This is a genomic window from Pseudomonas sp. Pseusp15, assembly GCF_059492165.1.
In genome coordinates this window covers 4,139,430-4,162,125 of sequence record NZ_CP168523.1, presented here as the reverse complement: position 1 = coordinate 4,162,125, position 22,696 = coordinate 4,139,430, and the positions used below count along the sequence as shown (strand labels likewise).

Below are 22,696 nucleotides of genomic sequence, written 5' to 3'. Positions count from 1 at the left end.
CTTTTAATACTGGACTGGTGAGTTTGCTATTAATAACATACTGGTCAGTATAATTATTCCAAGCCCCATTAGCGAAAGGTCGTTCACCATGCTGCGCTTTGCCTTGCCCCTCGCGTTGCCGGTCAGTCTGGCTTTTCTATTGTCGGCATGTGGCCATGAAGAAGCCCCTCCGGTCAGCGTGCGCCCGGCCATGGTGGTGCAGCCAGAGCCCTCGGCCCAGGCAATGGAAAGCTATCCCGGCGAAGTTCGCGCGCGTTATGAGCCGGACCTTGCCTTCCGGATTGGCGGCAAAGTCAGCCGACGACTGGTCGAAGAAGGGCAGCGGGTCAAGGCTGACCAACCCCTGGCGGAACTCGATCCTCAGGACGTGCGCCTGCAACTGGAAGCCACCCGTGCCCAGGTCGCGGCTGCCGAAGCCAATCTGAACCTGGTGCGCGCCGAGCGTGATCGCTACAAGACCCTGATGGAGCGGCAGATGGTCAGCCGTTCGCAGTACGACAACGCGGAAAACCTCTATCGCTCCGGTGAGGCCCGCCTCAAGCAAATCAAAGCCGAATTCAACGTTTCGACCAATCAGGCCAGTTACGCGGTGCTGCGTGCGCCGCAGGATGGCGTGGTGGCCAAGCGCGCGGTTGAAGTCGGGCAAGTGGTGGCGGCCGGGCAAACCGTGTTTACCCTGGCCACCGATGGCGAGCGCGAAGTATTGATCAGCCTGCCAGAGCAGAGCTTCGGCCGCTTCAAGGTCGGTCAGCCGGTCTCGGTGGAGCTCTGGACCCAACCCGATCAGCGTTTCCCTGGGCAGATCCGTGAGTTGTCGCCTGCCGCCGATCCCAAATCCCGCACATTTGCCGCCCGTATCGCTTTTACCGCCGGCAAGGTTCCCGCCGAACTCGGCCAGAGCGCCCGGGTGTTCATCCAGACTGCCGAAGTGGTGCCGTTGTCAGTGCCGCTGTCGGCCCTCACCGCAGAAAACGGCGCCACCTACGTGTGGGTGGTCGGCGCCAACAACACCTTGAAAAAAGTCCCGGTGCGGGTCGGTGCATTTGGCGAGAAAACCGTGCCGGTGCTCGAGGGGCTGAACGCCAGCGACTGGGTGGTGGCGGCCGGTGTTCATGTGCTTCACGACGGGCAGCAAGTGCGCCCGGTGGATCGCTCCAATCGCGTGGTCAATCTGGCGCACAAGGAGTAATCCCCGATGGGTTTCAATCTATCCGAATGGGCGCTGCGTAACCGCCAGATCGTACTGTTCCTGATGCTCCTGCTGGCTGTGGTCGGGGCGTTGTCCTACACCAAGCTTGGCCAAAGCGAAGACCCGCCGTTCACCTTCAAGGCCATGGTAATTCGTACCAACTGGCCGGGGGCCACGGCCGAGGAAGTTTCGCGCCAGGTCACCGAGCGTATTGAAAAGAAACTGATGGAAACCGGGGAGTACGAACGGATCACCTCGTTCTCCCGCCCGGGTGAGTCCCAGGTGACGTTCATGGCGCGCGATTCCATGCATTCGGTGGATATCCCGGACCTCTGGTATCAGGTCCGCAAGAAGATCGGCGATATTCGCCAGACCCTGCCACCGGGTATCCAGGGCCCGTTTTTCAACGATGAATTCGGCACCACGTTCGGCAACATCTACGCCCTGACCGGCGAGGGCTTTGATTACGCAGTGCTCAAGGATTACGCCGACCGCATCCAGATCCAGCTGCAACGGGTCAAGGATGTGGGCAAGGTCGACCTGCTCGGGTTGCAGGACGAGAAGGTCTGGATCGAACTCTCCAACGTTAAACTGGCCACCCTCGGAGTGCCGCTGGCGGCGGTGCAGCAGGCACTTGAAGAACAGAACGCGATGTCCACCGCCGGCTTCTTCGAAACCACCAGCGAGCGTTTGCAGCTACGGGTCTCGGGGAATTTTCAGACGGTCGACGAGATCAAGAACTTCCCGATCCGCGTTGCAGATCGCACGTTCCGCATCGGTGATGTGGCGGACGTTCGTCGTGGCTTCAACGATCCACCGGCGCCGCGCATGCGCTTCATGGCTGAAGACGCCATCGGTCTGGCGGTGGCCATGAAGGACGGTGGCGATATTCTGGTATTGGGCAAGGCGCTGGAAATCGAGTTCGCCCGGATTCAGCAAAACCTGCCGGCTGGCATGCAGTTGCGCAAAGTCTCCGATCAACCCGCCGCGGTGAAAACCGGTGTGGGCGAGTTCGTTCAGGTGCTGGTGGAGGCCCTGGCGATTGTGTTGCTGGTGAGCTTCTTCTCCCTCGGCGTGCGCACCGGCATGGTCGTAGCGCTGGCGATACCGCTGGTGTTGGCGATGACGTTCGCCTGCATGTATTACTTAGGGATAGGCCTGCACAAGATTTCCCTCGGCGCGCTGGTGCTGGCGCTGGGCTTGCTGGTGGATGATGCGATCATCGCCGTGGAAATGATGGCGATCAAAATGGAGCAGGGCTTCGACCGGATCAAGGCCGCCAGCTATGCCTGGACCAGCACCGCGTTCCCGATGCTCACCGGTACGTTGATCACCGCCGCCGGTTTCCTGCCGATCGCCACCGCGCAATCGGGCACTGGCGAGTACACCCGCTCGATCTTCCAGGTGGTGACCATCGCGCTACTGGCGTCGTGGGTGGCCGCCGTGGTTTTTGTGCCTTATCTGGGGGAGAAACTTCTGCCGGACCTGGCGAAAATTCACGCCGCCAAACACGGCACTGGCGACGGCCAACCCGACCCTTACGGCACGCCGTTCTATCAGCGCGTCAGACGGCTGGTGGAGTGGTGCGTGCGCCGACGCAAAACGGTGATCGTGCTGACCATCGTGATGTTCGTCGCGTCCGTGGTGCTGTTCCGTTTCGTGCCGCAGCAGTTCTTCCCGGCATCGGGGCGACTGGAATTGATGGTTGATCTGAAACTCGCCGAAGGTGCCTCCCTGAGCAACACCGCCGAGGAGGTCAAGCGTCTCGAAGGCCTGCTCAAGGATCACGCCGGGATCGACAACTATGTGGCTTATGTCGGCACCGGTTCGCCGCGTTTCTACCTGCCGCTGGACCAGCAACTTCCGGCTGCAAGCTTTGCGCAATTTGTTGTCCTGGCCAAAACCATCGAAGACCGCGAAGCCCTGCGCACTTGGCTGATCGAAACCCTCAATGAACAATTCCCGGCCCTGCGCTCGCGGGTCACGCGTCTGGAAAACGGCCCGCCGGTTGGCTATCCGGTGCAGTTCCGGGTCACCGGTGAGAACATTGCGGACGTCCGCGCCCTGGCGCGTAAAGTCGCGGCCAAGGTTCGCGAGAACCCACACGTGGCCAACGTGCATCTGGATTGGGAAGAGCCGAGCAAAGTCGTGTACCTGAACGTCGATCAGGATCGCGCGCGGGCGCTGGGCGTGAGCACGGCGAACCTCTCGGGGTTCCTGCGAAGCTCGCTGACCGGCTCCAGTGTCAGTCAGTACCGCGAAGACAACGAATTGATCGAGATCCTGCTGCGCGGCACGGTGCATGAGCGCACTGAACTGGCATTGCTGCCGAGCCTGGCCGTGCCGACCGACAACGGTCGCAGCGTGGCGCTGTCGCAGATTGCCACGCTGGAATACGGCTTTGAAGAAGGCATCATCTGGCACCGTAACCGCCTGCCCAACGTGACGGTTCGCGCCGACATCTACGGCAAGGAACAACCGGCGACACTGGTGCAGCAAATCATGCCGACCCTCGATCCGGTCCGCGCCGAACTGCCGGACGGCTATCTGCTGGAAGTCGGCGGTACGGTGGAAGACTCGGCTCGTGGGCAGAACTCGGTGAAGGCCGGCGTGCCGCTGTTCATCGTGGTGGTGCTGACGTTGCTGATGCTGCAACTGCGCAGTTTCTCACGCACTGCCATGGTGTTTCTGACAGCGCCGCTGGGGTTGATCGGGGTGACGTTGTTTCTGATGGTGTTCCGTCAGCCGTTCGGTTTCGTCGCCATGCTCGGGACCATCGCGCTGTCCGGGATGATCATGCGTAACTCGGTGATTCTGGTGGATCAGATCGAGCAGGACATTGCTGCCGGGCTCAAGCCCTGGCAGGCGATCATCGAGGCGACGGTGCGACGTTTCCGGCCGATTGTGTTGACCGCGCTGGCGGCGGTGCTGGCGATGATTCCATTATCGCGCAGTGTGTTTTTCGGGCCGATGGCGGTGGCGATCATGGGCGGGCTGATTGTGGCGACGGCGTTGACGTTGCTGTTCTTGCCGGCGTTGTATGCGGCTTGGTTCAGAGTGAAAAAAGAACCGGCTTGATCTTGGCGGCCTTCGGGCCGACCATGTTCTTGTTGGTGGTGTACATATCCATTTCTGCGGTAACGGCGGCTTATGGTTTCGCCCTTACGGCGACTCCCTTTTTTACAAGCGCCTAAAAAAGGAAGCAAAAAACGCTCGCCCCAAGCGTCCGGCCCCTCGCTAAGGCTCGGCGTTCCTTCGCTCCGGTATCCATCTGGGGGCATCGCCCTACGGTTGGCTTCGCTTCAACCTACATGCGATGGGTTCGACTGCGTCGAACGGCGCTGCGCGCCAATCCCCAGATGAACACCTCCGCTCAGCCTCCCGAAGGGGCGGGCAGATCAAGATCAAAGGCGGCAGGCGAGCTAACGCTCGGCCTGTTGAGTGGTGAGGGGCGGGTGTACGCCGCTCCCCTGTAGGAGCTGCCGCAGGCTGCGATCTTTTGATTTTGATCCGCATCTGATTTTTTAAGATCAAAAGATCGCAGCCTGCGGCAGCTCCTACGCTTGTCTCAGAATCGTTTGAAACTGAGTCAAATGATCGGGATGTCGTATTCAGAACTCAGTTTCGTGAGTTTTTGAGACAGCATTCGTGGAGGCGAGCTTGATAGTCGATGATGAACCGCGTGCTCGATAATCTAGATCCGCAGACGTAGCACAAATGAAAAGCCCGCTGACCCCTTAAAAGGTCAGCGGGCTTTTTGCTGAGTCTGATTATTCCCAACCCATGGAAACGATCAGGTTACGGGTCAGAACAATATCTTCGCCACATCCGCAAAGCGTTTGGCAAAGTGCACGGTAATGCCTTCCTTCAGGTAGTCCGGCAACTCCTCGAAGTTACCGCGGTTCGGCTCCGGCAAAATCAGTTCATTGATCTTCTGCCGACGCGCTGCGATGACTTTTTCGCGCACGCCGCCAATCGGCAGTACATGCCCGGTCAGCGTCAGTTCACCGGTCATGGCTACGCCTTTTTTCGGTGGCTGGTTGCGGGCGAGGGAGAGCAGGGCGCTGGCCATGGTCACGCCGGCGCTCGGGCCGTCTTTCGGTGTTGCGCCTTCCGGTACGTGGAGGTGGACGAAGGCTTCATCGAAGAATGTCGGGTCACCGCCGAATTGCTTCAGATGGGAGCTGACGTAGCTGTAGGCGATTTCCGCCGACTCTTTCATCACGTCCCCCAGCTGCCCGGTGAGTTTGAAGCCTCGGTTGAGGGTGTGGATGCGCGTGGCTTCGATCGGCAGGGTCGCGCCGCCCATGCTGGTCCAGGCTAACCCGGTGATCACGCCGACGCCGGACAACACTTGCTCGTTGCGGAACACCGGGCGGCCGAGTGAGGCTTCCAGGTCTTTGGGGCCGAGTTTGATGACGGCTTTCGGTTCATCGAGCAGTTTCATCACCGCTTTGCGCACCAGTTTGCCGAGGTTTTTCTCCAGCTGACGGACTCCGGCCTCACGGGCATAGCCGTCGATCAAGGCCCTCAATGCAGTGTCGCTAATGCTCAAGTTGCCTTTGGATACGCCGGCCTTTTCCAGCTGTTTCGGCCACAGGTGACGCTTGGCGATGGCAACTTTTTCTTCGGTGATGTAACCCGACAGGCGAATCACTTCCATCCGGTCCAGCAACGGGCCGGGGATCGAGTCCAGGGTGTTGGCGGTGCAGACGAATAGCACTTTCGACAGGTCCAGGCGCAAGTCCAGGTAATGGTCGAGGAATTCGACGTTCTGTTCCGGGTCGAGGGTTTCCAGCAGCGCCGAGGCCGGGTCGCCCTGGTAGCTCTGGCCCATCTTGTCGATCTCGTCGAGCATGATCACCGGGTTCATCACTTCGACGTCTTTCAACGCCTGGACGAGTTTGCCCGGTTGTGCGCCGATGTAGGTGCGGCGATGGCCCTTGATCTCGGCTTCGTCACGCATGCCGCCAACGCTGAAGCGGTAGAACGGTCGACCGAGGGATTCGGCGATGGATTTACCAACGCTGGTCTTGCCCACGCCCGGCGGGCCCACCAGCAACACGATGGAGCCGCTGATCTCGCCTTTATAGGCACCGACTGCGAGGAACTCGAGGATGCGGTCCTTGATGTCGTCGAGGCCGGCGTGGTGTTTGTCCAGCACCTTGCGCGCATGCTTGAGGTCGAGTTTGTCCTCGCCATACACGCCCCACGGCACCGAAGTCGCCCAATCGAGGTAGTTGCGGGTCACCGCGTATTCCGGCGATCCGGTTTCGAGGATCGACAGTTTGTTCATTTCCTCAACGATGCGTTTCTGCGCCTGGGGCGACAACACCTTGCCCGTCAGGCGTTGCTCGAACTGTTCGATGTCGGCGCTGCGATCGTCCTTGGTCAGCCCCAGCTCTTGCTGGATGACCTTGAGTTGTTCCTTAAGGAAGAACTCGCGCTGATGTTCGCCAATCTTGCGGTTAACTTCAGCGGAAATCTCTTTCTGCAAGCGCGCGACTTCGACTTCCTTGCGCAGCATCGGCAGGACTTTTTCCATGCGCTTGAGCATCGGCACGCAGTCGAGCACTTCTTGCAACTCGCTGCCCGTGGCCGAGGTCAGGGCGGCGGCGAAGTCGGTCAGGGGCGACGGATCGTTGGGGCTGAAGCGGTTGAGGTAGTTTTTCAACTCTTCGCTGTACAGCGGGTTCAGCGGCAGCAGCTCCTTGATCGCATTGATCAGCGCCATGCCGTAGGCCTTGACCTCGTCGGTCGGCTCGGTGGGCTGGTGCGGGTATTCGACTTCCACCAGGTACGGTGGGCGATGGTGCTTGAGCCAGGTTTTGATGCGCACCCGGGTCAGGCCCTGGGCGACGAATTGCAGTTTGCCGTTTTCGCGGCTGGCATGATGGACTTTGACCAGCGTGCCGTATTCCGGCAGGGCTTTGGTATCGAAATGGCGCGGGTTGTCCTGGGGGGCGTCCATGAAGAACAGGGCCAGGGAATGGTGGTCGGACTGGCTTACCAGTTCGAGAGTCTCGGCCCACGGCTCTTCGTTGACGATCACCGGCAGCACTTGCGCCGGGAAGAAAGGCCGGTTGTGGATCGGGATGATGTAGACCTTGTCCGGCAGGTTCTGGCCAGGCAGGGTGAGGCCTTTGCCGGGTGCATGGTGTTCGGCGTTGTCTGTTTCTGCGTATTCGCTCGGGTCTTCGGGGAATTCTTGCTGGTCGGTCATGGGGCACCTGCGCAATAGGGTATGGATCTTAGATGGGGCAGGTGGGGGGTGGTTTCAATGGCCCTGGCTATTTCAGAGTGTGTGTTCAGGGTTTTGACAGGTGCGGGTGGATCAAGGTCAAAAGCCAGATCAAAAGATGCACGCCGCCCTACAGGGATTTTGGGGATGGCGGGGATTGCAGCGCCCACAAAAAAAGGCGACGCCCCTCACAGGGCGTCGCCTTTGTTTTAACTGCCGTTACCGCTTATTCCGACAGTTTGTACGCAATCACATAGTCACCTTGCTTGGTGCCCAGCGAGCCGTGACCACCCGCGACGACGAGCACGTATTGCTTGCCGTCCTTGCCGGTGTAGGTCATCGGTGTGGTTTGCGCGCCGGCTGGCAGGCGGCCTTCCCACAGCTGCTTGCCGTTTTTCACGTCGTAGGCGCGCAGGTACTGGTCGAGGGTGCCGCTCAGGAAGGCCACGCCACCGGCAGTGGTGAAGGTCCCGCCCAGGCTCGGTACGCCCATGCTCAGAGGGATCGGAACCGGCGAGCTGTCGCGCACGGTGCCGTTCTTGTGCTTCCAGATGGTTTTGTGGGTGGTCAGGTCGACCGCCGCCACGTAACCCCACGCCGGTGCCTGGCACGGCAGGCCCATTGGCGACAGCAGGGCTTCGAGGATCACGCCGTATGGCGCGCCTTTGTTGGGCTGTACGCCTTGGGTTTCGCTGACGCGAGGGCCTTGTTTGGCGATTTCGGCGGCCGGGATCAGTTTCGATTTGAACGCCATGTAGCTCGGGTTCACGAAAGCAATCTGACGCACCGGGTCAACCGACATGCCGCCCCAGTCGAACACGCCGAAGTTACCCGGATAAACGATCGAGCCTTGCAGCGACGGCGGCGTGAACATGCCGTCGTAACGCAGGGATTTGAAGTCGATCCGGCACAGCATCTGATCGAACGGGGTCACGCCCCACATGTCGCGTTCCTTGAGGGTAGGCGGCACGAAGTTCAGGTCGGACATCGGTTGGGTCGGCGAAGTGTGGTCGCCTTCCACCGCGCCTTGCGGCACCGGGATTTCATTGATCGGCACGATCGGTTGGCCGTTGCTGCGGTCCAGCACGTAGATGCTGCCTTGCTTGGTGGACGCGAGCACCGCCGGTTTCACACCGTCTGCGGTTTTCAGGTCCATCAGGGTTGGTTGGCCACCGACGTCCATGTCCCACAGGTCATGGTGAGTGAACTGGAAGTGCCAGCGCACTTTGCCGGTGGCGATGTCCAGCGCGGTCAGGCCGGCGGAGTGCAGTTCCGATTCAGGGGTACGCGCGCCACCGAACTGATCCGGGGTCTGGTTGCCCATCGGCAGGTAGAGCATGCCGAGTTTTTCGTCGACGGCGAACATGGACCACATGTTCGGTGAGTTGCGGGTGTAGACCTTGCCTTCGGCAATCGGCGTGGTGTCGTCCGGATTGCCGCTGTCCCAGTTCCACACCAGTTTGCCGGTGTGCACGTCGAACGCGCGGATGACGCCGCTTGGCTCGTCGGTGGAAACGTTGTCGGTGACGTGGCCGCCAATCACCACCAGGTCTTTGGTGACCGCCGGTGGCGAAGTGGAGTAGTAACCACCAGGGGTGAAGCTGCCGATGTTGGCGGTCAGGTCGACCTGGCCACCGTTACCGAAGTCTTCGCACATTTTGCCGGTGTCGGCGTTCAGGGCGATCAGGCGGGTGTCGGCGGTCGGCAGGAAAATACGGCGCGGGCAGACACTGGTCACTGGCGGGGTGGCAGTGCCGGTCGGGCTCTGCTCGGACGCGTAGGCGGCATCATCGTGATAGGTCACGCCACGGCAGGTCATGTGCGCCCAACCCTTGAAGTTCGCCGCGTTCTGCGTGGAGAGCTTCGGATCGAAACGCCAGATTTCCTTGCCGGTGTCCGGGTCCAGTGCGATCACCTGGCTGTGCGGCGTGCAGACATAGAGCATGCCGTTGGCTTTGAGCGGGGTGTTTTCGGCGGTGGTTTCGCCCGGGTCGTTCGGGCCAGGCAGGTCACCGGTGCGGAAAGTCCAGGCGGGAACCAGTTTGCTGACGTTCTGCGGGGTGATTTGCGCCAGTGGCGAGTAGCGATCGCCATGGGCACTGCGGCCGTAGGAGTTCCAGTCGCCATCCGGCATGGCCGGGGCGGTGTTGCTCATGCCAGGCACGGTGTCACGGTCCAGTTGGCCTTTGATTTCACCGGGGTTGGTGAACAGGCTGGCCAGCGCGGCGATACCGGCGATGACCACGGCAGCACTCAGCACACCGGTGCCGACCGGGTTGAAGTCGCCGCGACGCAACGGGCGACGAAACCATGGCAGCAGCATTACGATGCCGAGGGTAAAGAGCAGTGCTAGACGCGGCACCAGTTGCCACCAGTCCAGACCGACTTCCCACAGTGCCCAGACGGTACTGGCGAATAGCACCACCGCGTACACGCTCAGCGCCGCATAACGGTCGGCCAGCAGCAGCCCACCAGCCACCAACAGGCCGATACCGGCCAGCAGGTAATACAGCGAGCCGCCGAGCATGCTCAGCTTGATTCCCCCGGCCAGCAAGGCCAGGCCCATTAGTAGAAGCAGAATGCCGAGCAGGGTCGGCAATAAACGGCTTCGACTCAAAGCACCATCAGTGCTCATAGTGTGGTTCTCCGTGACGTTTTAAGTAGTGCCGCGCAAGTTCACTGTAGATGACGATCTGGCGCGGGCATGGTTCATCGAAAAAGTGTTTGGTTGATGCGGTCCTGATGGGAGCAGGCTTGCCAGTTCCCACAGGTTTTATGCGTTTGATCAGAACGATGACTGGATCTTGATCCCGCCAATCAGCGCGTCGTCGACCTTGTCCACGCCACCGGGGTGGCGGATGTATTGCAGGTTCGGGCGCACGGTCAGCCAGTTGGTGACGTGCACGCCGTAATAGAGCTCGCTGCTGTATTCGGTGTCTTGCGGGGGCAGGAACGACGGATCGTCGAAGTCCTGGACGGCGCGGGCCTGGTTGGTGGCCTCGGCGTTCTTGCGGTAGGCCGGGTTGACGTGGACACGGGCCAGGGCGAAGCCGATATCGTCTTTGGCGCGGGCATCGAACAGGCCTTTGTAGACGACGCCGGCCTGGACATAGTTGTCGATGGCGTTGGTCTTCTTGTCGTGCATCGTGGCATTGGCGAACACACTCAGGCCGCGTGAGTTGTCGCTGGCGCGGCTGGTCAGTTGCTGCTGAATACCGAGCCATACGCCATGTTTGCTCGATGCACTGCGGTAAGCCTCGCCGCTCAGGGCGGCCGGCTGGCCATTGCCGTCCTTATAAACGTCGCTGGCCTTGGCGCTGCTGTAGTAGTAACCGGCGCGGTATTCACCCGGCAGGCCATTGAGCTTCGGGGTCCAGACCAGTTCTACCGGCAGGATTGCGCCCTGAGTGCCGCTGCCGCTGAGCTTGAAACCGTTGCCGCGATCCAGATTGGACGGGTTTTGCTCGTAAGCCCCGACTTGTGCGTAAAGCTCGGGCGTCAGGTGATATTTGACGCGCATGGCCCACTGGCTGACGGGCCAGTTGTACCAGATGCCACCGACCCAGTTACCGACCTGGGAGCCGCAGAACGCCAGGTTCTGGAAGTCGCAGGGGAAGCTGTTGAAGTCTTCACCCTCGCCGAAGCGGCCGACCTTGATGTCGAGCTTCTGGTCGAAGAATTTCTGCTGATACCACATCTGCGTCAGGCGCCAGGTCTGGCCACGACCCCAGACTTCCTGCGCCGAGGTGAAACCGCCGACACGCGGGTCGTTGATCCGGTCGTTGCTGATGTTGTTGCCATTGCGTTCGGTGATGGTCAGCTGAAACTCAGCGTCGTCCCAACCCAGAATCTTCTGCAAGTCCAGGTGAGTGCCCAAGGCAAACTGATCGCTGTAGCGCGCGGTACGGTCATGGTCGTAGCCGCCGTGCAAATTGCTGCCCATTTCACCGGTGTAATCGACTTTGAAGTCGTAGCCTTTTTCCGAAAGTTCGGTGCGAGTGCCGTTCCAGTCACCCAGCATCCATGGCGAGTTGCTATCGAAGGCTGGCGCGGCCTGGGCGCAAGTGGCAAGGCCCAGAGCGGTGAACCCGCTGATCAGCTTCAGGGCTTTTCGGCTGGACACAGCGGGTGAGACAGCGCTGTCTCGCGGAGTTTGAAAATCAGGCATAGAGAAGGAATTCTTGATCTTTTTCTAAAGGGGATGCGCTGAACGCAGCAGGAATGCAGCAGGGGAGAAGCGTTTCAGCAGGACGGGCGTAAGGATAATGTTCTGTAACACATTGAGAAAGGGCTTTTACTGACATGGATCATTTCGGATTTGGTAACAGTCGGCTGCGACCGGTCGCCGCAGTGCCAGGTGGCGCAAAAAAAAGGCGGACTGAATAGTCCGCCTCGCCATGTTTCAGGGCCGTTAATTCAACAGATAGACCGGGAAGCATTCACACAAATGCATCACCCGTCGACGGACATTGTCCAGCAGTGCCGCATTGGTCGGTTGCTCAAGCAGGTCGGCAATCAGGTTGGCCACTTCGGCGCATTCGGCTTCACCGAAGCCCCGCGTGGTCAGGGCGGGTGTACCAATGCGGATGCCGCTGGTGATCGCAGGTTTTTGCGGATCGTCGGGGATCGCGTTCTTGTTCAAGGTGATGTGGGCGCTCTCGAGCAACGCCTCGGCATCTTTTCCGGTGATGTTCTTCGCGCGCAGATCGAGCAGGAACATGTGGCAGTCGGTGCCCCCTGACACCACCCGCAGGCCGCGTCGAGTAAGGATATTCGCCATGGTCCTGGCGTTGTCGATGACGCGTTGCTGATAGTGCTTGAACTCATCGCCGAGGGCTTCGTTGAGCGCTACGGCCTTGGCGGCGATGACGTGCATCAGAGGTCCGCCCTGATAGACCGGGAATATCGTCTTGTCGAGCAACGCCGCATGTTCGCGTTTGGCCAGGATCAGACCACCCCGTGGGCCGCGCAGCGTTTTATGAGTGGTCGAGGTGACGAAGTCGGCAATGCCGACCGGCGAGGGGTACAGGCCGGCTGCGATGAGTCCGGCGTAGTGCGCCATGTCGACCATCAGGTACGCCCCGATTTCATCGCAGATGTTGCGAAAACGCTGGAAGTCGATGGTCCTTGAATACGCCGAGGCACCGGCAATGATCATTTTCGGTCGGTGTTCCCGGGCCAGGGCTTCCATCTCGGCGTAGTCGAGGGTTTCGCTGTGTTTTTCCAGGCCGTAAGAATAGGCGGTGTAGAACTTGCCGGAGAAGTTTACCGAGGCGCCATGGGTCAAGTGGCCGCCATCGGCCAGGGACATTCCCAGAATCGTGTCGCCAGGGTTGAGCACAGCGAGAAACACGGCCTGGTTGGCCTGGGAGCCGGAGTGCGGCTGGACGTTGGCATATTCGCTACCAAACAGTTTGCAGGCACGTTCGATGGCGAGGCTTTCAATCTCGTCGACCACTTTACAGCCACCGTAATAGCGCTTGCCTGGGTAGCCTTCGGCGTACTTGTTGGTCAGCACCGAACCTTGGGCTTCCAGCACTTCTTCGCTGACGTAGTTTTCCGAGGCGATCAACTCCAGGTGGGTTTCCTGGCGGTTGCGTTCGCGGCCGATCAGGCGAGCGAGGGTGGGGTCTAGATTCTGCAGGCTCATGGAGGGCATTCCTTTAAATGAGTGCTTCAGCCAAGGGGGCTGGCGCGTGACGCGGCAACACCCGTGACTGGCTTTTGCTGGTATCGGAAAGAAAAATGGACGTGTCTTTCAGACCGCTGCCGGTGATCAGCACCACGGCGGTTTGCGGCGTGTCGGGGTGTTCTTCGGCGTACTTGAGCAGACCGGCGAAGGCGCTGGCTGCCCCGGCTTCGGGGAAAACGCCGGTGCTGGCGGCCAGTCTGGACGCCGCTGCGACAATGCTCGGGTCACTGACACAGATGAACTCGCCCTCGCTGGCCGTTACCGCGCGCAAGGCCTTGAGACGGTCGCGCGGCAGGGCCACGTTGATGCTGCTGGCGAGGCTGGTAGGCGTAATGCGTTCGGTCTGCTGCATCGGCTGGTCGCTGCGCCAGGCTCGATACATGAAATTGCTGTTTTGCGCCTGTACGCCGATCAGCCGTGGCATGCGTTCAATCCAGCCCAGTTGCAGCAGATCGAAGAAGCCTTTGTACACCGAGCCCAGGATGCAGCCATTGCCGACTGGGACAAACACCAGATCCGGGACTTGCCAGGCGAGCTGTTCGCACATCTCGAAAGCCACGGTTTTCTTGCCTTCGCTCATGTACGAATTGATGCCGGTGGTGCGGTTGTACCAGCCATGGGTTTCGCAGGCGTCGAAGCATTGTTCGAACGCTTCGTCGTATTGCCCATCGACCAGTACGATCTCGGCACCGTAGCCCTGCATTTGTGCGAGTTTCTCGCGGGGAGCACTTTTTGGCAGGTAAATCACGTTGCGCAGACCCAGGCTCGCGCTCATTCCGGCCAGCGCCGAAGCAGCGTTGCCAGTGCTGGCGACGGCGACGGTGCTCGCACCGGATTGCATCGCATGGGCTACAGCCAGGGCGCTGGCGCGATCCTTCAATGAGCCGGTAGGCTGCCGGGATTCATCCTTGATGAATACCTTGATTGGCGCCTCTCTGCCGAGCAATTCGGGACGTGAATACAACGGCGTGTTACCCACCAGTAATGGTGGAATGAACTGCGTGGAATTCAGCGGCATCAGCCGGTCATAACGCCACATTCCCCGGGCGTGGTCATGAGCCAGACTGTCCCGTGACCATTCGCGTGCCAGTGTCGGGTAATCGTAGAGCGCATCGAGAGCACCATCGATTTTGCAATGGGGGCAGTAGTAGCTGACTTCATGTGGCTGGTAGCGGCGTTCGCAAGCCAGGCACTGCAATACATACTCTCTGTAAGACTTCTTCATGGCCAACCCTTGAAAGTACGCTTCCCTGACAACGTCGGTTCAGCGCGGAAACACGGATCACTCCGATGCGCCGGACCGACGGGTACTTCGCTATCCGAAGATTTTTTTTCAGACCACCATGATGGCGTCGATGGCGACCAGGGTATTGCGCGCCAAGGCGCTGGCGCCGGCGGTGGTGCGGGCTGGATAAGGCTGGGTGAAATACTCTTCCATGACCCGGTTCAGGGTCGGGAACTCGCTCAGGTCCGTGATGAACGCAGTGACCTTGACCACGTTCGCCAGAGTGCCGCCCGCGGCTTCGGCCATCTGCGCCAGATTGTCCAGGGTCTGACGCAGTTGCCCTTCGAAATCCTGAGCCAGCACTTCATTGTTCAACGCCGAGACCGGGGTCTGTGCCGACAGGTAGATGGTCTGCCCATGACTGACCTTGATGCCTTGGGAGTAAGTGCCCAGAGGCAGCGGGGCCTTGTCGGTGAAGATGACGTTTTCTTCGCCCAGAAAAGGTTTGGCCAAGGGCTGGAGTTGAGCGTTGGTCTGCATGATGACGATCCTTGTTAGTGGGTTGGGGGGTTAGTGCAAGTCGGCAACCTGTCGCACGGCCAGGGCCGAGAATTCCTCGTCACGGCAACGCGCCGGGGAAAAGTGCTGGTAGTTGAGGTGCAGGGCCGCCAGGTCGGACGGCATTGCGTTGCCCAGTGCGGCGTGACTGCACAACCGGGCAATGGCCGGTGCGGCCTGAATGCCGTAGCCGCCCAGTGCGGCAAGCCAGATGAAACTTTCCTGCAACGGGTCCTGGCCCAATACCGGCGAACGGTCGGCAACAAAGGTGCGTAGGCCTGCCCACTTGTTGATGATCGAGCGAGGGCGCAGCCGTGTGGTGTTTTGCAGGCGATCCATGGTGATGGCCAGATCGAGTTCATCCGGCAGGGCATCGCAAGGCAACGACGGGCTTTCATCGCAAGGCGAGACGATCAGGCGTCCGGCTTCCGGCTTGATGAAAATGTCTTCGTCGACCGTTCCCAGGTATGGTGTGCGGTGCACGTCGCATTGCGGATCGACCGCCAGCACCGTGCGGCGCAGTGGCCGCACACCTACCTTCGGCAAACCGCAGCGCTCGGCCAATTCATCGGCCCAGGCGCCGGCGGCGTTGACCACAATCGCGGTCTCGAGGTGCTGGCCATCCTGGGTGTGTAACGTCCAGTGACCGGCACGGTACTGGCCCCGCAACACTTCGGTCTCACGTTTGACCACACCGCCGCGAGCGCGCAGGCCGCCAAGATAGGCACCATGAATGCCGTGTACATCCAGATCGAAGGCGCTGGGTTCGAAAATCCCCGCGCTCCACGCGCCCTCTGCCAAGTAAGGCACCAGTTCAAGGACTTGTTTCTCGTCGAGGAACTGCGCCGTCGGCACCTGCCCGAGAACCGCGGTGAAACGGGCGGCCAACTTATCCACACGTGCCGCCTGGGCCACGATCAACGCACCCCGTGGTGCCCACAATGGATGTTCGGCGAGCCCCTCGGGCGGATTCTCGAAAAAGCTCCGGGAGGCACAAGTCAGCGAGCGGATCTGCTGGTTGCCGTAGCTTTCCATGGAAATCGCCGCCGAACGCCCGGTGGTGTGATAGGCCAGTTGTGGTTCGCGTTCAAGCAGGCACACGCTGCCGTGAGCCGCCAGTTCATAGGCGGCGGATACCCCGGCAATCCCGCCGCCAACCACGATGAAGTCGTAACGAGCGGTCATGGTCGGCTGCCCTCGACGACGGTGCCGGATTTGCTTTCCCGGGTGTAGGTCAGTACGAAATGTGCCACGAGCCCGAAGATCAGCCCCCAGAATGCAGCGGCCAGCCCCAGGAAACTCATGCCCGAGGCGGTGACCAGGAAGGTGATCAGCGCCGCTTCGCGTTGTTTCTCGTCAGCCATGGCTCCGGTCAGCCCGGCGCTGATCGCCCCGAACAGGGCCAGGCCGGCGAGGGAGGCGATCAGCTCTTTGGGCAAGGCAGAAAACACCGAAGCGAGGGTCGCGCCGAAGATGCCCATCAGAATGTAGAACACCCCGCAGGCGATCCCGGCGATGTAACGCTTGTCGCGATCTTCATGGGCTTCGCGGCCGGTGCAGATAGCGGCGGTGATGGCTGCCAGGTTTAAGCCATGGGAGCCGAATGGCGCCATCAAAATCGAGCCGATGGCTGTGACCGAAATGATCGAGCGCGCGGGGGTGTTGTAGCCCGAGGTGCGCAACACCGCCATGCCCGGCACGTACTGCCCGGTCAGGGTGACGAGGGCCAGCGGCAGGCCGATATTGATGATCGCGTGCCAGCTCCACTGCGGGGCAATGAAGATCGGGTGAGCGACATCGACGGTGATCGAACCTGTGTTGAGTCCACCGAACGAGGCGGCCACGGCGCAGCCGACAATCAATACCGACAGGATGGCGTAGCGCGGTGAAAAGCGTTTGAACAGCAGGTACGCCGCGATCATTGACAGCACCATGCTCGGCTGCAGCTTGATTGAGGTGAAGAGTTCAGCGCCGAAACGAAACAGGATGCCGGCGAGCATGGCGGCGGCGATGGCTTTTGGCAGGCGACTCATCAATTTGTCGAACGCACCGGACAAGCCGACCACCGCGATAATCACCGAAGCCACCACATAGGCGCCGATGGCCTCGGGCAGGGAGACCGTGGGCAGCATCGACACCAGCAACGCCGCACCCGGTGTCGACCATGCCGTAATCACCGGAATCCGCAAGCGCCAGCTCAATAACAGACCGGTAATGCCGCTGCCGATGGAAATAGCCCAGATCCAGGACGACACTTGATCATTGGGCAGGTGTGCCTCCCGGGCCGCCTGAAACACGATGATCAGCGGGCCGGCATAGGAAATGATCACGGCGATGAAGCCTGCAATGATCGCTGACAGGGATAGATCCTTTCTGAGTGTGTCCATGATGTCTCGGCTTGGCGTGGCTGGCACGCGGTGATTCAGAATGAGATTGAGTCGATTGATTCGATTCGAGATGAGTGTATTTGAATGAATTGAGTTGATTCAATAGGCGAGGAGGTTGTTACGAGATGTTTTTTTGCTATCAAGCTGTATTTGTCAGGCTTTTTTCAAATAACTATTTGATTTATAAGAAAATATCGTTTTTGAAAAATATTTTGCATGAAAGATGCTTTTCGATTCATTCGCCGAATCAATCGACTCAATTTATTGATTTAATCCATTTATTAGTTGCCTAACCACCATGTGATATGCTCGGATATTCATCATTTCTACGATGGGTAGCGATCATTCATGTGGGTTCCTCAGCTAAGCGAGTTCAGCCAGCCGATGTATTTGTCGATTGCCGACGCGTTGGCGCGCGATATCAGCAACGGCGTGTTGAACGAAGGTGATCGTCTGCCGACCCTGCGGGAGCTGGCCACCACGCTGAATGTCACGCCCGGTACCATCAGTCGTGCCTATAGCGAAGCCCATCGGCGGCGTCTGGTGCAGGGGGAAGTGGGGCGTGGCACTTATGTGCTCAACCAGAAACAGTTGGAACTGCCGGCCAGCAACAGTGCCGTTTCGCTGAATCTTGGGCAGTCTGAGTTATTGGACCTTTCGATCATCAAGCCTTACAGCGAAACCCTGGAATACTGGTTGCGTGGAGCCTTGGTGGGCATGGCCAAAAGCACGGATTTTGCCCATACCCTCGACTATGCCCCCGATGGCGGTCATCCGGCTCATCGCGAGGCGGGCGCGCAATGGCTGCGCCATTCGTTGCCCGATGCACAATGGCAGCAAGTGGTGATCACCGCCGGCGCACAGCATGGTTTGATGGTCGCGATGAGTGCGTTGACCAACGCCGGTGATCTGGTGCTCTGCGAGGAGCTCTGCTACCCCGGCATCATTTCCCTTGCCCATGGACTCGAACGACGCCTGCGTGGCGTACCAATGGACGATGAAGGGATCATTCCCGAAGCGCTGCGTGAGCTGTGCCAGCGTGAGAAACCGGCGATGCTGGTCTGCGTGGCGACGTGCCAGAACCCAACGGCGGCGATCATGTCGCAAAAACGTCGGGCACAAATCGCGGCGTTGGCCGAGGAGTTCGACTTCATTATCCTGGACGATGACATCTACGGTTTTCTGGCCACCGACCCGTCGATCAAGCCGCTGTCGGCGTTTGCCCCGGATCGTTCGGTGTACCTGACCAGTCTGTCGAAGTCGGTCATGCCGGCCTTGCGGATTGGCTATCTCTATAGCCCGCCGAAACTGCTGTCGCGCCTGACCTCCATGGTGCGCAGCAGCGTCTGGATGCCGTCGCCATTGACCGCTCAGTTGGCCAGCAACGTGATCACCGAGGGGTTGGATAAAAAGCTGATACGCATTCAGCGCAACGAGGCCGCCGGGCGGCAGGCGATCGCTCAGGAAATCTTCGCCAATTTCGAGCTCAAGACCCAGCCGTATTCCTACCACGTCTGGTTGACGTTGCCCGAGCCCTGGACCAGCGACGAATTCACCATGCTGGCCCGTGCCAACGGTGTGCTGGTCCTCAGCGGTACCCAGTTCCAGGCCGAGCGTAACGGCATTACGCGCTGCGTGCGACTGGTGTTGATGTCGCCCACCAGCCAGGACGAATTGCGGTTTGCCCTGACCAAGCTGGCCAGCCTGATCGATTCGGACCCGCGTCGTTATTACTGAGCCGGGTGCTATCTCCTGACGTTTGTCCCTCGGATGATGGCCAACTCACCTACAGTTAATTCAGTCTCTGACGAATGCCTCTGTCCGGAGCCCTTCCACCGGACGAAAGCCTCCGTTAAGGTGCGCGGCTCCCCATCCTTTCATCGTTCGAAGGCCCGGCATGACCGAACACAACCCTGATCCCCTGCACGGCGTGACGCTGGAGCAAATCCTCAACGCCCTGGTTGCGCACTACGAGTGGTCGGGGCTGGCCGAGCGTATCGATATCCGCTGCTTCAAGAGCGACCCAAGCATCAAGTCGAGCCTGACCTTTTTGCGCAAAACTCCGTGGGCGCGGGAGAAGGTCGAGCGTCTGTACGTGAAACTGATGCGCACCAAGCGCCCGGTCTGAGCATGGTCATACCCTCGATCGCGAGGCGTCGTTGTGTGGCCGTGGCGGCGATTCTGGGCTGGGCAGGCTTGAGCATTCAGATGTACCTGATTCTCTATGCCCGCTGGAGTATCGCGGCCAGCCTGCTGGGCGGGCTGGTGAGTTTTTTCAGCTTTTTCACGGTGCTGACCAATACGCTGGTGGCGGTGGTGCTGACCTGTGAACTGACGTCTCGCGAGTCGGCGGCGCGACGCTGGTTTTTGCAGCCGTGGGTGAGCAGTGCCATTGCGGTGAGTATCGCGGTGGTCGGCGTGGCGTACAGCCTGTTGTTGCGCCATTTATGGCATCCCGAAGGCTGGCAATGGCTGGCCGATGAGCTGATGCATGACGTCATGCCGCTGCTGTTCCTGGTTTATTGGTGGTTCTGTGTACCCAAGGGGACGTTGCGGCTGCGGCACATTGCGTTGTGGGTGATTTATCCGCTGGTGTACTTCGGCTATTCGCTTTGGCGTGGGCATCTGCTGGCGGTTTATCCCTACCCGTTCATTGATGTCGACAAACTGGGTTATCCACAGGTGTTCGTGAATGCTGGGGGATTGTTGGCGGGGTTTGTGCTGGTTTCACTGTTGGTGATCGGGTTGGATCGGTGGCGTACGGATCGCAAGTGAACACTGACTGTGGCGAGGGAGTTTTTGTGGCGAGGGGGCTTGCCCCCGTTCGGCTGCAAAGCAGTCGCAAAATCAGCAAATATGCTGTGCCGGTTAAAACTCCGTTGCAGGTTTTAGCGCCGCTGCGCGACGCAACGGGAGCAAGCTCCCTCGCCACAAAAAGCATGCAGCCACAGCGTGGCGTTTATTCCTCGTCGCTGTCTTCCAGCCGCCAGTAGCCGACAGCCTTCACAAACTGCTCGTCCAGCCCGTGCTCATCGAGCAATGCCCGGCGGATCTGCCGCGACGCTTTGGTTTCGGTCGCCACCCACGCATACAGATTGCCAGCGGGCACTTTGATCTGTTGCACGGTGGTCAGCAGGTTATTTCTGCCTCCTTCGCGCAGCACCCAGATCACATCGACCTGCGCGGCGCTTTCCAGGCGTTGTTGTTCGGCGCCGTTTTCCACTTCCACGATCACCAGTGCACGTCGATTGGCGGCCAGGCCTTCGAGTCGACGGGCGATGGCGGGCAGGGCGGTTTCGTCACCGATCAGCAGGTAGCTGTCGAAGATGTCCGGCACGATCATCGAGCCACGCGGCCCGCCGATGTGCAGGAACTGGCCGGGTTTGGCCTGCTCGGCCCAGGTCGAGGCAGGGCCGTCGCCGTGCAGCACGAAGTCGATGTCCAGTTCCAGCGTGTCCAGGTCGTAACGACGGGGCGTGTAGTCGCGCATTGCGGGCATCGGCCCGTTGTCCTTGCCGGCGCCGAGTACCAGGGTTTCCAGCGCTGCCTGTTCCGCTGCGTTTTGCGGGAACAGCAGTTTGACGTGGTCATCCGTGCCGAGGCTGACGAAGCCTGCGAGTTCTGGGCCGCCCAGGGTAATCCTGCGCATGCGCGGCGTCAGGTCAACCACCCGCAGCACTTGCAGGCGACGGCGTTTGATCTCGTGGCTGACACGGTGAATGGTTTGGGATGGCACGATAACGTCGGTCATTCGACTTTCTCCGAAACGGGTTGAACGGCGGGGCCGTCGACGATGGCTTTGGCCGTGTTGTTGAGCAGGTCGCGCACCCGCAGGATTTCTTCCGGGCTCCAGCGACCATGGTGCATTTGCAAGGCATGACGCAGGTTGTGCACCGCTTCATGGATCTCGGCCGGGCGGTCCTGGCCGCGCAATGAGCGCTTGCTGACTTCGATGCGCATGCGCACACCGTCCAGGGCAATCGCCTGCTCGCTTAATGACAGACGTCCGGCGTCGGTGATGCTGTAGCGTTTTTTGCCACCCTCGGCGTCGCCCAGGATCAATTCGCTTTCTTCAAGGAAGGTCAGGGTCGGGTAGATCACGCCAGGGCTGGGGCTGTAGGCGCCGTCGAACATGCTTTCGATCTGGCGGATCAGGTCATAGCCGTGGCACGGCTGCTCGGCGATCAGCGCCAGCAGCAGCAATTTCAGGTCGCCAGGGGCGAATACGCGTGGGCCGCGACCGCCGCGCTCGCGGCCGGGACCCGGGCGTTTCTCGAAGCCGTCGCGGCCGTCGCCGTGTTCGCGGTGGGGGGAATGATGGTCTCTCATTTTTGCTTTCTCTCGTCGTGTTTAGATACAACTTAAGATATATCTTTAGGCTGGCGCAAGCGTTTTTGACCAACGGTCGAGATTGGAGGGCTTGGGGAAAGGCGCGAGTGGGGAGCGCACGGGAGTGACGAGGATGCTACGAAGGTTTGATTTTTAGAGTAATTGAACTAATTATGAAGTTCTTCCGTTTAGTGCTGGTCTATTCGTGTGCGAACAGTAGTATTGGTCTTACGGAAGTTTAAATCAGTTCTTGTCTGTGTGTTTTTTCAGTTAAAACTGTGTGTAGTATTTCTCTGAGGGAAAAACAATAAAGTTACTGTTTCTTTAACTTTTTTCCTGCTGTTCGAGAGCCGTTGTTACTACATGTTCTTCGGAAGTTACGTACTTACTTTCTCAAGCGATTGGTCGATCATTCTCCGGCGTCGAAAGTTAAGCCAAAACGCCATGCTTCGTGCCGGGTGTTGGCTTGTTGTGACTTTCCACGGTCCGATCCTTTGAAAAAGACAGGTACTCAACAATGTTCAAGAAGTTTGCAATCGCCGTTCCGATGACCCTGCTGGCCCTGAGCTCTTCGGTAGCGTTCGCTGCGGAAGAATCGCGCACCTCCATCAACATCAGCGCCACCATTCCAAGCAAGGTATTCCATGCTCAGCCGCGGGACCCGAACTTCGGTAAAGATGAAAAAATGGCCTACGTACTGGGGGCCGGTACGCTGACTCCAATCCGTGCGACTTATGATGTACAACACACCAACGGTTCGGTCGGCGCCTACGTCGAAGGCGGCCCACAGCCATTGTCCAACGGCATCAACACCATCGCATTGAGTTACATGTTCAATGGCACAACCCTGACCGGCGTGTCGCAGGAAGTGGTCGGTGACTCCGAGTCCAACGGCGGCATGCAAGCTGACCTGGTGATTGCCGCTGCCAAACCAACCGACACCCAGAATGGCCTGTACACCGCCAATCCAGTGGTGATCTTCGATGCCATTCCTCGCATTCCGTAATACCGTTATTAACTAAGGTTCATCCTTAATTCATAACACTTACCGATCGGCGGGCAAGTTTTGCCTGTC

General features: G+C 59.7%; 16 protein-coding genes. 6 read left to right on the top strand and 10 right to left on the bottom strand.

Going from position 1 to position 22,696, the window contains the following annotated elements:
* Window positions 1-88 precede the first annotated feature (88 nt).
* Window positions 89-1,189, top strand: a complete 1,101-nt coding sequence (locus tag ACEN8R_RS18870) for an efflux RND transporter periplasmic adaptor subunit (RefSeq protein ID WP_019581601.1) — start codon at window positions 89-91, stop codon at window positions 1,187-1,189.
* Between the two features lie 6 nt (window positions 1,190-1,195).
* Window positions 1,196-4,267: an efflux RND transporter permease subunit gene (locus ACEN8R_RS18865; RefSeq protein WP_018926665.1), complete on the top strand. Its 3,072-nt coding sequence runs from the start codon at window positions 1,196-1,198 to the stop codon at window positions 4,265-4,267.
* Between the two features lie 727 nt (window positions 4,268-4,994).
* Here ACEN8R_RS18865 and lon read toward each other — a convergent pair.
* From lon to ACEN8R_RS18825, 8 genes are all read right to left on the bottom strand, one after another.
* The gene (lon, locus tag ACEN8R_RS18860; RefSeq protein ID WP_018926663.1) at window positions 4,995-7,412 is read right to left on the bottom strand and encodes an endopeptidase La; all 2,418 of its coding nucleotides are present in this window, start codon (window positions 7,410-7,412) and stop codon (window positions 4,995-4,997) included.
* A 244-nt stretch (window positions 7,413-7,656) separates the two neighbouring features.
* Window positions 7,657-10,065 carry a glucose/quinate/shikimate family membrane-bound PQQ-dependent dehydrogenase gene (locus ACEN8R_RS18855; protein ID WP_018926662.1) on the bottom strand — a complete coding sequence of 803 codons (2,409 nt, stop codon included), beginning with the start codon at window positions 10,063-10,065 and terminating at the stop codon, window positions 7,657-7,659.
* A 150-nt stretch (window positions 10,066-10,215) separates the two neighbouring features.
* A complete protein-coding gene (locus tag ACEN8R_RS18850) occupies window positions 10,216-11,598 on the bottom strand; it encodes a carbohydrate porin (RefSeq protein ID WP_018926661.1) in 1,383 nt (460 codons plus the stop codon).
* A gap of 243 nt (window positions 11,599-11,841) precedes the next feature.
* A complete protein-coding gene (gene glyA / locus ACEN8R_RS18845) occupies window positions 11,842-13,080 on the bottom strand; it encodes a serine hydroxymethyltransferase (RefSeq protein ID WP_018926660.1) in 1,239 nt (412 codons plus the stop codon).
* Window positions 13,081-13,093: 13 nt separating this feature from the next.
* Window positions 13,094-14,347, bottom strand: a complete 1,254-nt coding sequence (thrC, locus tag ACEN8R_RS18840) for a threonine synthase (protein ID WP_026286467.1) — start codon at window positions 14,345-14,347, stop codon at window positions 13,094-13,096.
* Between the two features lie 108 nt (window positions 14,348-14,455).
* A complete protein-coding gene (locus ACEN8R_RS18835; protein ID WP_007941724.1) occupies window positions 14,456-14,887 on the bottom strand; it encodes a Rid family detoxifying hydrolase in 432 nt (143 codons plus the stop codon).
* Window positions 14,888-14,917: 30 nt separating this feature from the next.
* Window positions 14,918-16,090, bottom strand: coding sequence for an NAD(P)/FAD-dependent oxidoreductase (locus ACEN8R_RS18830; RefSeq protein ID WP_018926658.1), 1,173 nt, complete (start codon window positions 16,088-16,090; stop codon window positions 14,918-14,920).
* Window positions 16,087-17,292 (bottom strand): benzoate/H(+) symporter BenE family transporter, encoded by a 1,206-nt coding sequence (locus ACEN8R_RS18825; protein WP_018926657.1) that lies wholly within the window; start codon window positions 17,290-17,292, stop codon window positions 16,087-16,089. The genes ACEN8R_RS18830 and ACEN8R_RS18825 overlap by 4 nt, the downstream gene beginning before the upstream one ends.
* Before the next feature lie 348 nt (window positions 17,293-17,640).
* Here ACEN8R_RS18825 and ACEN8R_RS18820 point away from each other — a divergent pair, with 348 nt between their 5' ends.
* From ACEN8R_RS18820 to ACEN8R_RS18810, 3 genes are all read left to right on the top strand, one after another.
* Window positions 17,641-19,029: an aminotransferase-like domain-containing protein gene (locus ACEN8R_RS18820; protein ID WP_018926656.1), complete on the top strand. Its 1,389-nt coding sequence runs from the start codon at window positions 17,641-17,643 to the stop codon at window positions 19,027-19,029.
* Between the two features lie 160 nt (window positions 19,030-19,189).
* The gene (locus tag ACEN8R_RS18815) at window positions 19,190-19,420 is read left to right on the top strand and encodes a VF530 family protein (RefSeq protein ID WP_018926655.1); all 231 of its coding nucleotides are present in this window, start codon (window positions 19,190-19,192) and stop codon (window positions 19,418-19,420) included.
* Between the two features lie 2 nt (window positions 19,421-19,422).
* Entirely contained in the window at window positions 19,423-20,067 is a 645-nt protein-coding gene (locus tag ACEN8R_RS18810) for a Pr6Pr family membrane protein (protein WP_026286466.1), read from the top strand.
* A 184-nt stretch (window positions 20,068-20,251) separates the two neighbouring features.
* Here ACEN8R_RS18810 and ACEN8R_RS18805 read toward each other — a convergent pair whose 3' ends face one another.
* On the bottom strand, window positions 20,252-21,043 hold the full coding sequence (locus tag ACEN8R_RS18805) for a siderophore-interacting protein (RefSeq protein WP_018926653.1): 792 nt from the start codon (window positions 21,041-21,043) through the stop codon (window positions 20,252-20,254).
* Complete coding sequence (locus tag ACEN8R_RS18800) at window positions 21,040-21,621, bottom strand: PadR family transcriptional regulator (protein WP_018926652.1); 582 nt, start codon at window positions 21,619-21,621, stop codon at window positions 21,040-21,042. Before ACEN8R_RS18800 ends, ACEN8R_RS18805 begins: the two co-directional genes overlap by 4 nt.
* Before the next feature lie 517 nt (window positions 21,622-22,138).
* Between ACEN8R_RS18800 and ACEN8R_RS18795 the strand changes: the two genes are divergently transcribed.
* On the top strand, window positions 22,139-22,627 hold the full coding sequence (locus ACEN8R_RS18795; RefSeq protein WP_018926651.1) for a CS1 type fimbrial major subunit: 489 nt from the start codon (window positions 22,139-22,141) through the stop codon (window positions 22,625-22,627).
* Window positions 22,628-22,696: the final 69 nt, after the last annotated feature.